Origin of the sequence: Mesorhizobium sp. L103C119B0 (assembly GCF_000502235.1) — a bacterium.
In the GTDB taxonomy this organism is placed as follows: Bacteria; Pseudomonadota; Alphaproteobacteria; order Rhizobiales; family Rhizobiaceae; genus Mesorhizobium.
In genome coordinates this window covers 38,904-53,175 of sequence record NZ_AYXE01000019.1, presented here as the reverse complement: position 1 = coordinate 53,175, position 14,272 = coordinate 38,904, and the positions used below count along the sequence as shown (strand labels likewise).

Sequence of the window (14,272 nt, the reverse complement as noted above, 5' to 3'; positions counted from 1 at the left end):
GCCGGGGCACCGACAATGGAGGCAGCGCCATGCGCATCATCGTCCAAAATGCCAAATGCCAGGGTCACGCGCGATGCGCGGCGCAAGCGCCGGACATCTTCAAGCTTGATGACGAGGGTTACATCCTGCCTGGTGACATTGAAGTTGCGCAAGGGGAGGAGCTGCCTGCATCGCGAGGCGCGCGATCCTGTCCTGAACGTGCGCTGGAACTCACCCGCTGCGCGTTTTGCATCGGACTCATTCAACCGTGAGTCTGGCGGCTTGAACCATGTGGCCGCACTCAGCACGCGACCTCTCTCCCGCACGGTTCACGTCCAACTCTGCGGGGGCATTCCGGCGCCTGTGTTCCCCGTGAGGCGCAAACGGCAGGGCCGGGGTTCGCGAAACGCCTCCTTCTAATCCCAGAATTTGCGACAGAGCCGAGTGGACCAGACGAAAATTTCCGAACTACTCGACCGCGAGGCGATCCGCGACTGCGTACACCCGAAGAACTGCCCGACCCATGTTGCGGCAGGCCGGGTCTCTGCATGAATTGATAGGGACAAACCAGGAGAACGCACCATATTTGCTCAACATTATGCCCGGCTCAGCACCGGCCAATCGCCGCAGATCGAGCTGGACCAGCATGTGCTTGCCTGTGTGCTTTCACGTGCGCTCGAGGAGATCGAGGCCGGCGAGGCGACTGTGACGGAGGCAACCGGACTTTCGCGCGCCGAGCTGCGCGATGTCCTGTCCCGCTGTTTTCCTGCTATTCCAATCAACGCGTTTGCCTTGAAAGAGGTGAGCGAGCCCGAGCCGGATCTGGAGGAAGAACTGCTGCATGGACTGCTGTTGGCGCATGCCCGTCCTGGCGACCCGACGAGCGCCCGCTTCGCCAGGATCATCGCCCGGCGTGCCATGCGCAGTGACCACCTCTGGCAGGAGCTTGGCCTTTTTAATCGGACCGAGCTCGGCCGCCTGCTCGCCTCGCATTTTCCGACGCTGGCGGCCGGCAACACCCAAAACATGAAATGGAAGAAATACTTCTACCGCAAGCTCTGCGAGGCCGAAGGTTTTTCGCTGTGCAGCGCGCCCAGTTGCCGGGAATGCAATGATGTCGAAAGCTGCTTCGGCCCGGAGGAAGGCGAAAGCCGCCTCACACGGATCAAGAACGGCATCGCCTCGGATTAAGAACCGCTTTCGTCTGTCGTACAGCCGCAGCCCTCGCCGCGCCATATGTCTCTTACGAAGACGCCTTCGGGGATTGAATGCTGTGCCTGCTGTCCGATTAGTCGCCATGCTCACTTCGGCGGGCGCCGTCATGATGGCGGTGCGGGATGCGACCCGCACCATCGCCGCCGAGCAACTGGTGTTCTCCGGGCCATTGCTGCTCGCCTGCCTGGCGGTTGCGGCGCCTGGGCGGCCGCGGTTCACCGCCGTCATTGTTCGCGCTGGTGCACAGTTTCGCCTCGATCACCCATTGGGGCGGCCAGATTGTCTCCGGCGTCGCCATCAACTTCGTTGCTGCCGGCTCCGCCATCATTCTCGGCCAGGTTCTGGCGGCGCGCGCGCTGGGGTTCCTGGAAGCTTTTCGAACTTTCTGCCTTGCGCCTCCAGCTGAATTTCGCGCGCTCATGAAGGAAGTTGACGGCCCTGGACATACAGTGATGCGAGCATGATCGAACCGCCTATTCGGGGGTTCGAGTCGGGAGAGGGCTACCGCCAATACAGCGCTGTTGTAGAGATCGTCTGCTAACGGACCATTCGCGGTGAGTTTATGCGGTTTAGATCTGGTTTTGCTTCAACCGAGTCCCGGCGCTGGTATCAAAGGGACTCAGACGGCCGCACCGGCAGAATCGCGTATGTTCGCGCACTCTCTTCGACCTTTCTGAGTTGCACCCAAGCCCGGTAGCGCGGGTCAATACCAGCCCCGAATATTTTACGTTTAATTGGCTGCTTTGCGCCTCATCTGCCCACTCAGGATCAGCGCGTCGGTGAGCGACCACTCCCGGTCACTATCCTCCACCGCTCGGGCATAAGCCCGGCGGCGCATATGTACGCGGTAACTCGGCTCGGGATGATCCTCGGCAAGCGTCAAAATCTCCCGATAGGTTGCTTCGCCTGGGATCGCCGAAAGGAGATTGAACAAACTGTTACGGGCATCTTGGGCATCATCGCGCGTCGTGGGCGAATAGACGCGGCCGTTCGCACGATCGAGGTCTTCCCTCGATCGGATATGTTGGTGCATCAGCACATAGAGCGCTTTGAGAAATTGCGGACTTTTCCAGGCGCTAGTCGACAAGCCCGACTGATAACTGCCGCCTACGAGAGAGACGACGAACTCCTCGGCAAAGCGTGCGTCGTCGGGCGACGAGAGCGATTCGAGATGAGCGTCGAGGACCGGGATCGCTGCGTCGGGAGCGCAATCCACCCACATGGCGAGCCAACTGGCAAACTGGTTCGCGGGAGTAGTCGCGTCCTCAACACGACGACGGGCGAGGGCGGCGAGAGAGGCGGTCGAAAGTCCACCGCTGATCATGATCGTGCATCCATGGCGCAGGCAATCGCCATTCGCGGCACCATGCTCGGACAGCCAATCATGGATCGACGGTGCCAAGGCCGCGTGTAGCCAAGGCGCGTGGTAGACCAGGTCGTGGAGCATGTAATGCATCGGCTTGGCACCGCTATTGGCCAGTTCCCAGCGCGTCTCGCCCCAAATCAGATCGAAACCGGCTTCAGGATGGGCACGGTAGAGCGGTTCAAGCCAGTGCGGAAAACCATTCAACTCGGAGAAGACGTAATGCAGGGCATGCAACGCATCGTCGTTGCCGAGCTGGGTCAGGCCCCTCCCATCATCGCCGGACTCGATCTCGAGCCCTGCCATTGCGAAGATCAACGCATAGGGAATGGAGTTGCTACCGCCATTTTCTGAGCACAGGGTTGGGCGATAGGCGCGCCAATGTAGCTGAGCACCATCGCGAAAAGCCACGGCGACCGCCTCGCCGAATTCGGGAATGAGCATCTGCCATTTGCTACCAGCGCCGCGGCTGATTCGCATCCCATCGCCCTCAACACTCTGCAGCAGATGAGCTTGGTCCCAACTCATCTGTCCGGGTTCTAGGCCAGCCGGCTCGCGCACGAGGTCGGGATTTGCCTTGAGTCGTGCGACGAGCGCCGCCCGGCCGGCCGCCTCATTCTCGTCGCGCCTGCGGCGACGTTGTGCCCATTTGCGCTCATTGGCGCGCCACCGCCTCCGCTCTGGCGACGCCATCGGGCGCATTAAGGTCTTGAGTTTGGATTCCAGAATAGGATCGCCGCCAACCGACCGCCACAGAAGCCGGCGCCAACTACGAGGACGCCGGTTCTGCGCATAGGTACGAAACGTCCGGGACAATGCCAGCGAACGATCATCAGCTAAGTCACGCGTTCTGGTCCAACCAAGCGTGCGCGAGAAGCTTGGTTCGTCAAATGCCCAGAAGTGACCCATCCAACTGACGGTCCAGTCGTCGTCCACCGGCTTGTCAGTGTCCTCACGTGCTTCGCGTACCATCGCGACCGTGTGCCAGAACAGTGCATCATTCAGTGCCGTCCACCGCGGGACTAACTTGTTAAGCTTGGTCCGATGCTCGTGTTCTTCGCTGGCGCCCCAATGTCGCAGGGCAGGCGCCTGGCTCAGTACCGCCAGCGGGGCGGGGTCGAAGCAGGCTTGCGAGCGGCTGACGATTAGGCGTTCGACGGCATGCATTGCCGGCGCCATCAGCCAGCGGAAGGCTTCCGAGATCTTGCATTCGCGTCGTTGGATATGCGGTTCGCGCGCGAGGAAATCGGCCAATCCCTCGATGAGTCGAACTAATGGCCGCTCCGGGGCAGTGTCGCTGGTTAGCGGTAGCCGATCGATCAGACTGCGAATAGCCTGACTAAGGCCTGTGGTCTCGAATCGTTCGTGCGACTCGACCGTTTCTAGTGACGCGAGCAAAAGGTCGACCGAAGCGAGATTTGGTGGCGCCCCATCGACAAGTTCGCCCAAAAGCCGGCGCGGCAGCACTACACCGGATGCATTCAGCGCAGACCATAACTCCCTGCCAGCATCAGCACCGCCGATCGTCGAGACCGCACGGGTCGAAACAATACGCGCGTAGATGCCACGGTCAGGATCACGCGCGACTGGGGACAGTCGTTCGGCGGCGACCGCCATAGCACCCTGCCACACCAACCGGCCGAGGAAGAAGATGACGTCATCATTGTCACCATAGGCGCCGAGCAACGCCAACGTCTCATCGGTAAGGTCGGGTTGTGCGATCCTGGCAATCGCGCTGTTGTCGCCACCGCGTGAGTCTCCAGTGGCTATGCGCTCGACAAGATCGCGCAAGATGCGCTTCCGAACCTCGATCGGCAGGCGGGCTGGATCGCCGCCTTCGGTGATGATCTCCGGTTGCAAAGCGAGAGCCCGATCTCGTACGCGCTCATCGAAGAGGATGAGCCATGGTAGCAGCGGACGCGTGCGCGGCACGACCACGGCTTCCCCGTAGACTTCGCGGAATAGCAAAGCCTCAATCTTGGCGCGAAGCTCGGGGTTCGCCAGCGCGTTGGCCAACTCCTGCGCCGCCAGCAGTTCGCGGCTCTCGCGATGGCGGAAGCGCACCATTTTGTAAATCGCGTCGGTGAACACTCCCCGGCCGAGCAGCTCAAGGATCTCGGCGATCGTCCAGTCATGCAGAACTGCGACGGCATCGATCCCCCCGCCAGAGGCCCCGGGCATCTGAATGTTGGCCTCGCCGGTGAGTGTCGTTGCAATCGCGATGCGGCGGGCGCCTTCCACCGCCTTTTCTAACGATAGTGTGACGAGCCTGCCGGCTGAAGGCGCAAGTCTGCGCCGGAGACCGCGTTCGAGTACCGCCAGGCGACTGTCAAGCGAGCCGGTCTCCCCCCAGACGGCGAGGATGTCTTCCAGATCGAACGGAAGCTGGGCGATGACGAATAGATCGGTGCGTTCGAGCGCCTCGATCAACGCGTCGGCATCGCTCACTCCCCGATGGCCGGCAAAGATGCGGATATCGTCGGGGTCAAGTGGAGCAAGTCGAAAGAGTTCAAGGCCCGGCTTGGCATCGTTCTTGGCCGCTGACACCTCGGGCTCGGCCTCATCGCCGGTCGCCTCGCGTACGGGCGGCTCATAGGGCAGCAGTTCTTCTATCAACGCACCGTCGATCCTAGATCGCCAAGCGTATGGCCGGCTCGAAATATAGACATGCGCGCGCTGCCGTGCATCGTGGATACGGCTGGCAAAGGCGCGAATGGCCGTCTCGAACGCGCGCGGCGCCTCGAGCCTGACCTCGTCCACGGAATCGAGGAAGAACCAAGCTTCGCCGGTTCCCGCTAGCCACGCCTCGAAAGCCTCCGGCTTGCCGACCTCGAACGCGGCCCCAAACGCCTCGTCGATATCCTCGATCCTGATGAAGAAGGCATTGCGGCCACGTGCCGCAAGACGCTCCGCCTCCGCCTTAAGCTCAAACGTCTTGCCCGCGCCGGCATCGGCAAGGATCACGCATCGATAAGCGTCGCGAAGCGATCCCCATTCAAGGCGCTTACCCCGATCGAGGATCGTCCAGATGTTTTCAAGGTCGACATCTGCGTCCTGATAATGGCGGGAGATCGGCGTGAACCGTCGGATAAGGGGGACGGCGCCGATCACGGCCCTGACCCTGCATCGAGCGGATAGAGCCTCGGAAACCAGCGCTCGGCTATATTGGCCGGAAAACCCAGCCGAAGCGGTGCCCGACTGCTCGACGATGTCAGCATGCCCCGATCGATCAGCGCCGAACTGATGATCCGCGCCGCGCGTTCCTCGTAGCCTGTGAGAGACGGCACCCGGCCGCGCTCGACCTCGCCATTGAGCGCTGCCTCTCGGAGTACCACGAAACTACCTCGTGGCAGCCGCTTGGCACGGACTTCTTCCTCGATATGCAGTTCCATCCGGCGCAGTAACACGTCGGGCTCAAGCAACTCGCTCATGAAGGCGATCTGATCGAGCGCGCGTTCAAGAAAGAATCGTGAGAAGGCGACCAAACCGCGCTGTGTCAAGTTCCCGCGCCCGTCGCGGTCGCCTTCCCGAGGACCATCGGCCGCCATCAGCAACTGTTTGTAACGGGTCTCTTCACGCGCAAGGCCGCGCGCGACCGACCAAAGACTTGTGCCAATGCCAAGCCGTTTCAGGAGCGCGTGTGACATCAGTCGCGCAACACGCCCATTGCCGTCGAGAAAGGGATGGATCCAAAGGAAGCGATGATGGACAGCGCCAACAGACTGGACCTGACGTAGGCGCGATAGAGTTGGGGCCGTATAAGCCTGATCGAACCGGGCGAGGAATCGTGGCAGGTCACTGTGAAGCGGAGGTTCGTGACGCCCAACACGGACATCGCGGGTTCTTAACTGGCCAGGCACCACTCGGAGCCGTTCGCCCGTGTCAGGATTCTCGACCCAAAGGAACTCTTCTGGCAGCCGCTCACAAAATCGCTCATGCAGCCAGCGAGCGTAGGTTGCAGTCGCCGGCCAGATCTCCGGATCCTTTTGCTCATCGATCAACTGCTGCACGTAGATATGCGCAACAGCCTCCTGCTGGAGTTCGCGCTGCTTGGGTTCACTCGAAAAGTCATTTGCCAGCGCACGGTCGATGTCGCGCGGATGAGTATCGTGGCCCTCGATCAGGTTTGAATAGTAGCAATTCATCGAGCGCACGAGCGCACCAACAGTCTCCCGCACGATCGGGTGCATGCGGCCGGCAAGGCGGCCGGCATCCAACAGCAACTGCGCTGTCGTGTCCTCAAGATCGCGCACACCCTCTTCGGGTAGCATCGGTTCCATCGCGCTAGTGCCCATGCCGGAAATTATGCCGCATTTCATGCCGCTTGTATATGCCGGATTTCATGGGAAAAGATGCGAATCATACCGCTATCTATGCCGGTTATATTTCCGGTTAGCTCCGTGGACCACCGCATGGGCTGAGAGGAGTTTCGCAAATCGCCCTTTTCAGCGCACCAACACGCGCATCCCGCGTCCTCCTAGCGAGTGAGATCCCGTAAACCTCGCGTTTCAGAGGCAACTAAGGCTGGCAGCAGCGACTTTCTCAAGCCAAATTTTCTGAAGCTTTCAAGCTAACTGACGAATGAAGAACGCATGCTTCAAAGTAGCGGAGCCTGGCGGTCAAGCGGCAAGTTGATTTTACGCCAAACGTTTAGGTAAAGAGTTTCGCTACGTCGTTTTCCTCGTCGAGCGTCAGCTTCTTAACGCGACTCACGTGCGGCGATTGCAAACCAGCATACATTTGAGTGTCGTTGAAGATCAGAAAAGCCATCAGTCTTTTTGTATGACCCGCGATGCGCCGCCAACTGCGCCGATCGACAAAGGACGGTTCGGCTACTCCGCCTGGGTGTGTATGCCATTCGCCAACCCAATCGATCGTCTGCCCCGAGCGCACCCACTCTCGAACGGCCCGAAGCTTGTGACCTTGCTCAGATCTCCGGAAGAGGGTTGGAGTGGCATAGTCCCACCGCCCCGGGAAGGTAGCGCTGTCGATCTGAATTGCATCGTTTTTGCGGTAGCCGAGGAGAAGACCGCCGCGTTCGCTTAGTCTCGGCCAGTTATTTTCGTGTTCGCGAATTTTATCCAAGACCGATTTCGGCACAAGTACCTGCGTCATGCTGACGTTCGTCTCGACGCACATGCGGGGCAGAATTCAGAAGGTCTCGGAAAACGTGGTCCTTGCACCCGCCCGCGGCGCAGATCGACCACAGCGGACCTGAGCCGCGGACCCGGATGGCCGTTAGCCCAATCGAGCGCCGCACGCGTTGTCAGACTGGCTGCCATCATCGGAGCATCGATCGTGAAGGGGATGAATGAGCCGTCCCCACAAGTCGCAGGCTGCAAATTCAGTTCGTCCTTCTCGTCTCCGACCGGAAAGCGCCAAGGTCCATCGAAGACGGGCTTCAAACACCGGAAGCAACTGAACTCGTCTCTTAAATTGAGAAAGCTCTGCACGCCCGCGCCGTTCATAAACACCCAAGAGTGAAGAAGTGCGCTAGTCTGAATGGCGGAGTTATCTAGATACCATTCGTTGATGGCCGACTGTACGTTCCAGGAACCTGTCGCATCGATTATCAGATCATGTTGAGCCAGCACGTCCAAATGTTCGAGCGCATCTTGCTCGTAGGCAGCTACATGCACCTGCGGGTGAAACCGCTCTAGCTCGGCCGCGACAGCTGAGGCTTTTGGTTTTCCGATGTCGGTAAAGCCAAGCAAATGTCTCCCGATGTTGCCTTGGGCCAAAACTTCGTTGTCGAAGAGGCTAAAAGGCTTGCAACTGCCCGCGCCTATCTGGACGAGCATGCGAGCAAGATTGCTACCAATCGTGCCGCAGCCAATGAGGGCTACCGATTTTTGCTGCAGGGTATTTTCGCTTTGATTGTTTCGATTTGTCACGTCAGTCAGACTCGACCATTGACCCGAATATCTGTCCAGAGTGATTTTGGTGGCTAGCGTTTCTGCGATACCAAGCAGCGCCTGTTGACGTATATTACCTTTCGACACTGCATGCTTGAGGTCTTGCGGAAAATTGACGGAAATGCCAAGCAGAGCGTTTGGCGCGGAGATAAAGAGACAGTTGTCCGCACATAGGAACTGCACAAGCCTTCGCCAATCGCGGTGCAGATCAGGATGTCCTACCAGCCACTTCTTGAGGTCTGCGAGCGTCCGCGGCGCCATCATGATACCTATAGGCCCAACGAGCTTTTCCGTTCGCCAGAACTCAACTGCGCGGGGAAATGCTGACTCGTAGCCGCGTAGTTTCTCTTCACTTGAGATGCATAGAAATTCCACCTTGCCTTCACGCTTGGCAAGAAAGAGAGTTGCACGCCTGCCATCTGCAACCTCATCTCGCGGAAGCATGCAGCGCACTGTCAGGTCTGACTTCCAGTAAGATTGGTATTCGTCTATCAACTCGGCGGGGCCTTTCCCTCGGTAGGAAAGCTCCAGTGTCCTGCTCGCTTCTTCGAGCACTCGCAAAATCGCCTCGCCAGGTTGATATAGATCTAAAGGAAGCCCAGCCCCGGAGGCATAGCAAATCCCGGTCTCCTCTTCGATATGCGCGAGAGTTTCGACCGGAATTTGAGTGCGATCTTTGAGTGTGATCCGAGGGCGAGTTGCAAAGCGCATATCGGGGATCGATATGGAAACATCGACGGGCCTGCCATGCACTCTTATCTGGCCGTCATAATCGGCTGGCCCTACACCGGCAGGAGCGAAGCCGGCATTGCGCAAGGTCGCATCGACGATAGCCAGTGCGTCCCTTGAATTCATTAGCCCGAAGTCGAAGCAATAATACGCGGTGCGGGGACAACCGCGGCCGCCGCCTTTTGGATCGCTGAAATTTTTGGCGCCATTTTAATCGCGTCGGGCCGATAAGGAATGCGCGTGCCGAAACGGTTCCGCAGTTTCAGCACAACCTGTTCTGCGTCGCCCGTGCGTTCGAGGGCGGCTTCCATTTCACCTCGAAGCGCGACCGCGCCTCTTACGATCTCGTCGCGATCTTGGTCGCTCCAGTCATTGATGCAAAGATGCCACAGAACCGGGTTGACGATCGTTCCGTCGAATATACCGGGCAGGCGCTTCGCAATGTCCAGTATCAACTCATCGTCGCGATCGCCTCTCGGAAGGCCCGGGAGTTCCGAGAGAGCCATGTCGATTGCACGCATCAGGCAGATCGAGGAGAGCACCGACTTCTCCCAACTGTAGTCGCGCCAGCCCTTGAAGAAACGGCAAAGACGTCGAAACGGCGGCCCGTATCTCTCCGATCGGCCGTCGACCCAATCGTGTATCATCTGCGGGTCGGACTGAACCCAACTCCCGTCTCGTTGAGCCAACATGATCTTATCTGAAGGTAGTTTCCAGCCACCTTTAACGGAACCGCGTGTTGCTACGGCTATATGCGCCTTTGCGAGACTTTCACGAAGTTGATTGAAGCGGTCCTGTGGGATTGAATAGATCGGAATGTCGATGTGAGCACCCGGCCACAATTTCACCCTTGCACAACAAGCTTTGGTCGTATCACGGACCCAGCCTCGCGCGTCGCAAAGCGGTATCAGCACTGAATCCACAAACTCGAACAAGCCTTTCGCGGCAAGTGCGGGTTCGCCGTTGGCGATGAACTGGACGGGCACGTACATGCCGTCGTCAAGGTCGATTTCTTGCTTGGGCTTTTGCGCGGGCTCGTTGAGCGTCCGGTAGGCGAAGCTGCCTTGGGTCATGAACTTGACTTGGATTTCGGGTCGTTGCCGCCAGCTGACTTTCTGACGATACGAATCCTGCCAGTAGCTGTCGGTCAGTTGGATTTGTGATGCCGCGGCCTTCAATGTCGCGCGAATTTCACTGCGCGCTTCCATCAGTTGTGCGCGTTCATCGTCGCTTACATCTAGGTTCGCCAGATAGCTCGGCTCGGCTTTGAGGCCGTAAAAAAGCGCGTGCGCATTTGCTAGAGTCATTCCCCACCTGGCCCATTCTTACTTTGACCTCAACATGGGCGAGGCAGGCAGGGGATTCAAGGAGTATAGGCGCGATATGTACAGGAGTCTGACGAAGGCTTGATTTTTTGCCGTTTTGACTGTTTGTGCTAGACCTTGCGCCACTTTCAGATCCGATCGGGTCCAGGATGGCGCGCCAGGACAGGCTTGGTCTGAAAGACGAATGGATTTCTACCATGCGCCTCTGGACCACCCCAGCTTCAGGTAACCAAAATTGGGCAGATCAGCTCGCACAAACACAATGTTGTAACGGTTTGCATTCGATTCCAAAAGCGCGCAGTTCAGCACCATGACGTCGGCCGCACCCAAAAAATTGATCAAGCAACTGGTGAGCCTTCTTGAGGAAGTCGACGTTCGCGCAGGGTCAGATTTCTCCGGAATTGGGTTGATAGTGGCGGAATCTCCTGAATACTTGCCGATCATTTCGCTGCGCCCGACAAGCAATCTCACCGATGATGCCGAAACTGCAACAGCGTTGGCGGCGATCTCGCATCCTTGGCATGAACTTCATGATGGCTTTCATGTTCTTAAGCCAAACCTCGAAGTGACCAGGGTTGCTCAATATTTTTCGCCACCTATCGTTCCTGCGGCACGCATTGACAGAAAGAAACGCTTCGGTGGGCGTTATCTCGCCGCGTTGTTTGGATCGACGCTCCCCGGGGTGCTGGCCACCGGCATTTCGAGTCGTGACTTCGGCTTGGCCGTGTTCCATCGAGGTAAAGAGGAGTTCTACCGTGCTGCACGCGATCGCGGCCGGGAGTGAGGGGGCTTTGCAATGATCTTCGCAATGAGTCGCAGTCTGATTCTGAGTACGCTCGTGCTGGTAATCGTGGCGTTCTGCGTGGGAATTCTCCATTTTGGCTATGCGGCAAGTCCCCGAGATCTTTTTGAATGGACTTCCAAAATTGCACTATTCATCAGTTGCGCAATCGTGCTGCTTAGTATCCGACCAATTTTACGCGTTCTGCACTGGATAACTTTTGCGAAATACTGGTGGTTTCCATGGCTTGACGGGGAATGGCGTGCGGAAATTCGGTCCAACTGGCCCAAGGTGCAGCGCTTGTACTTGGCCGCTAAGCGCGAAGCTCCTTCCTTCGATGCTCTCGCCACGGGACTGACACAAGCCGATGAATTGGTTACCAAGGCGACTGTCACGATAGAATCGAGCCTGTTCGACATTTCGATCGAAATTACGCCGGACGGAACAAAAAAAGTGAGCCGCACTCGCTTCGTTCGTCCACGCTGGGCAAAGCCAGATCGGCCAGAGCTGAGCTACGTCTATGAACAGTTGGATAACACCAGTCTTGAACCGACTGACGTGAGACAGCATTACGGGGCCGGCATTGTCGAGTTCATCGCAAGGACCGGCGAGCTCTCTGGTCACTACTGGACCAACCGAAAGGCCGAAGCCGCATTGAGTACGGCCGGCACTATTGTCATGCGCCGCGTGCCAAGACCTGGCTTTTTCGCGCGGTTCTTAGGCTAAAAATCCGCGTAGCTTAAGGCCGGACTGGTGGTGCGTGTGTCCGCCAGCCCTTTCTGGCCTGTTTCTCAAACCCTTGGTCTCAAGGGCTGTACAAGCCTGCAGATCTCAAAATGGGTGGTGGCGCCTAGAGACGAACGCGTTGATCCAGATTTCTAGCTTACGGAGGACCGATCGAAAGCTTGCCTCGTCTCGGCAGAAGATGGTGGCTGTCGAGCGATTGTAATCCTCATCTCTGTCGCTCAGGAACGCTTCGGCCTCATCCTTGCTCAATCGCTGTTCAACCGCTTTCCGCAATTTCTGACGCCACAAATTTGCTTCGGCTAGGTTGTCACGGTCAGCCCGTTGGCGGCGTTCAATCGCGGAAAGGATTTCACGCGCCTTCCCGGCGGCGTGATAGAAATGATAGGCGGCCTCCGAAGGCGAGCGACCGTCAAGATCAGGATGTGACTCGTTCAGCCATGAGCCCGGGTCGTTGAGTACCGTTTCGGCGTACTCCGCAAGCTCTTTCTGCCGATTGATTTTGATTGTCTCAGCTTGCACGGCAGCTCTGGCCTTCTTCTCCGCCTCCTTCGTGGCAACAACAGCCAGGCGACGATCGCATTCGTTTGCAATCGGAAGGCCCAAAAGTTCACGTACGTCAGTGCGAGTGCCGTTGCAAAGGCCAACGATGGCGCGCAACTCAGCTTCTACTGGTTGCATCGTGCGCGTGCTTGCCAGCAGGGCTGCGTACGGTTCAGCTGTCTCCGGGTTGATCATGTTCAGCCAATCCTCGACCGTCATACCGCCGCGTTCTTCGTCAGGCAGCTGGTCAAGAAGCCATCGTACCGTTTCTTCGATCCCCGTTCGGGCGGAAGACCTGCTCATCTCTTCCATGACTTGATCGAACCAAGACGAGGCCACGGCCGGCGAAATTGCGAAACCGTGCGTCCAATCCAGCGCGACGCCGACTCCGGTAAGATATTTCAGATAGAATTCCACAGCCTTCCATGGCGCAGCAAAGCGATTGTCTAGCGCCTCGATGGCCGCCTCAAGGTCGTTGCTCATCCATCTGAATTCCGGGCGGACAAGGCCCTTGCTTACAAGGTGCTTCGTCGCTGAAATCGCTGTTGGCAGCTTCTTTCCGAGTCCTTTGCCGTACAGGACATCGGCGAGAACAATCGCTTGCCAGTTGCTGGGATGCGTGGTGAAGCAGCCATACCCGGCAACCTCTAACCCGATGTGTTCGTCCAGGCCGATTCCACGCAAGACATCGATGGTCGATATGGGTAGAGGTTCCGGCATTGAGTCCAGAGCGATGTTGTAGGCGCGGGCTTTCTGTCGAGCGTCGGCCGTCAGTTTGTTCGCAGCGGCCGCCATTGCTGCGGTAGCTTCTTTTTGGAGCTCCACAACAGCGCGGTCGATCGCCTCGTTAAACAGCCATTTCCTGGGGGCCGAGCGGATTACGGCGTCGGCAACCACCTCTAGCGCGGCATCCCTAGGTATGTGCGAAAGGTCGATTTCTATCGCCGCAACGCCGTGTTGGCGGATGCGTCGAATCTTTTCTTCGCCGCAGGGTGGGTCACCGCAATTTCTACAAACAGCTTTCGTCCGCCGAGGTGACATAGAGATCGGGGACCATCTGCTGCGGGTCACGGAATTCGAGAGTCGCCGACTCGAGTTGTATTTTTTCTCGACCTGGAAGGACCCGTTCAACGCTCCCGTGGTTCGCGATCCGCCTTGGGACGAACAAGAGCAGGCGTTCCTTGATGATCCGCTTCCGGTCGAATGCGAACGCAACCCGCCAGACACCATCATCAGCGTCGAAGCGAAGTTATTTCATGTTCGCGAACGACGAGCCATTCAAGGTATCCGCATGCGGTCGCCCCAGCTGGGGCCCGAACGCACCGAGCAGCTTAGCCGAGGCCAATAGCTCATCTTGGACTGTCTGGTGCAAGGCCTCGAACTCCCCATCGAACTCATCGCCAAAAACGACTTCCCAAGTCATATATAGCTCCTAGGCTATGTGGTCAAAATCATCAAGCTGCCGAACGATAGTCTTCGGCCGAAACAAGGTACGCGCGGTCGATGATAATCCGGCCGCCGTTGACACGACTGGCAATTCGCGACCTGTCTGCGCTATCGAGCGGCATCGTCACCGGCGTTCTGACGGGCATGGCCGGCGCGTAGCTGTCGCTTGCCCAGAATGCCGGCTTGTCGTGAAGGATATGACGGCCAGCAAGGGTTTCATCGCGCCGGCAGC

The 14,272-nt window shown here is 58.3% G+C and carries 11 protein-coding genes and 1 pseudogene; 6 read left to right on the top strand and 6 right to left on the bottom strand.

Features of this window, described 5'->3' with window-relative positions:
- The first annotated feature begins 29 nt into the window (after positions 1 to 29).
- The 3 genes and pseudogenes from X728_RS0136080 to X728_RS1000000171795 form a co-directional block, all read left to right on the top strand.
- The gene (locus X728_RS0136080) at positions 30 to 251 is read left to right on the top strand and encodes a ferredoxin (protein WP_031195870.1); all 222 of its coding nucleotides are present in this window, start codon (positions 30 to 32) and stop codon (positions 249 to 251) included.
- Positions 252 to 561: 310 nt separating this feature from the next.
- Positions 562 to 1,170, top strand: coding sequence for a nitrogen fixation protein NifQ (locus X728_RS141580; protein WP_081732485.1), 609 nt, complete (start codon positions 562 to 564; stop codon positions 1,168 to 1,170).
- Between the two features lie 254 nt (positions 1,171 to 1,424).
- Positions 1,425 to 1,532, top strand: a pseudogene (locus X728_RS1000000171795) (ABC transporter permease); the annotation flags it as partial.
- 392 nt (positions 1,533 to 1,924) lie between these two features.
- Here X728_RS1000000171795 and X728_RS141590 read toward each other — a convergent pair.
- The 5 genes from X728_RS141590 to X728_RS141605 form a co-directional block, all read right to left on the bottom strand.
- Positions 1,925 to 5,668: a hypothetical protein gene (locus tag X728_RS141590; RefSeq protein WP_023832726.1), complete on the bottom strand. Its 3,744-nt coding sequence runs from the start codon at positions 5,666 to 5,668 to the stop codon at positions 1,925 to 1,927.
- Positions 5,665 to 6,837: a Fic family protein gene (locus X728_RS141595; protein WP_032898117.1), complete on the bottom strand. Its 1,173-nt coding sequence runs from the start codon at positions 6,835 to 6,837 to the stop codon at positions 5,665 to 5,667. Before X728_RS141595 ends, X728_RS141590 begins: the two co-directional genes overlap by 4 nt.
- Before the next feature lie 370 nt (positions 6,838 to 7,207).
- The gene (locus tag X728_RS1000000167945) at positions 7,208 to 7,672 is read right to left on the bottom strand and encodes a Mov34/MPN/PAD-1 family protein (RefSeq protein WP_050589962.1); all 465 of its coding nucleotides are present in this window, start codon (positions 7,670 to 7,672) and stop codon (positions 7,208 to 7,210) included.
- On the bottom strand, positions 7,669 to 9,327 hold the full coding sequence (locus X728_RS141600; RefSeq protein ID WP_023832723.1) for a ThiF family adenylyltransferase: 1,659 nt from the start codon (positions 9,325 to 9,327) through the stop codon (positions 7,669 to 7,671). Before X728_RS141600 ends, X728_RS1000000167945 begins: the two co-directional genes overlap by 4 nt.
- Positions 9,327 to 10,508, bottom strand: a complete 1,182-nt coding sequence (locus X728_RS141605; protein ID WP_023832722.1) for a cyclic GMP-AMP synthase DncV-like nucleotidyltransferase — start codon at positions 10,506 to 10,508, stop codon at positions 9,327 to 9,329. The genes X728_RS141600 and X728_RS141605 overlap by 1 nt, the downstream gene beginning before the upstream one ends.
- Before the next feature lie 328 nt (positions 10,509 to 10,836).
- On the opposite strand from X728_RS141605, the gene X728_RS141610 reads away from it, so the two are divergent.
- Both X728_RS141610 and X728_RS141615 read left to right on the top strand, forming a co-directional pair.
- A complete protein-coding gene (locus X728_RS141610; RefSeq protein ID WP_023724567.1) occupies positions 10,837 to 11,310 on the top strand; it encodes a hypothetical protein in 474 nt (157 codons plus the stop codon).
- Between the two features lie 12 nt (positions 11,311 to 11,322).
- Positions 11,323 to 12,033, top strand: coding sequence for a hypothetical protein (locus X728_RS141615; protein ID WP_023827185.1), 711 nt, complete (start codon positions 11,323 to 11,325; stop codon positions 12,031 to 12,033).
- Positions 12,034 to 12,138: 105 nt separating this feature from the next.
- Here the strand turns inward: X728_RS141615 and X728_RS141620 are convergent, their stop codons facing one another.
- The gene (locus X728_RS141620; protein WP_023832721.1) at positions 12,139 to 13,491 is read right to left on the bottom strand and encodes a hypothetical protein; all 1,353 of its coding nucleotides are present in this window, start codon (positions 13,489 to 13,491) and stop codon (positions 12,139 to 12,141) included.
- Between the two features lie 67 nt (positions 13,492 to 13,558).
- Here X728_RS141620 and X728_RS1000000170535 point away from each other — a divergent pair, with 67 nt between their 5' ends.
- Complete coding sequence (locus tag X728_RS1000000170535) at positions 13,559 to 13,942, top strand: hypothetical protein (RefSeq protein WP_155924029.1); 384 nt, start codon at positions 13,559 to 13,561, stop codon at positions 13,940 to 13,942.
- Positions 13,943 to 14,272: the final 330 nt, after the last annotated feature.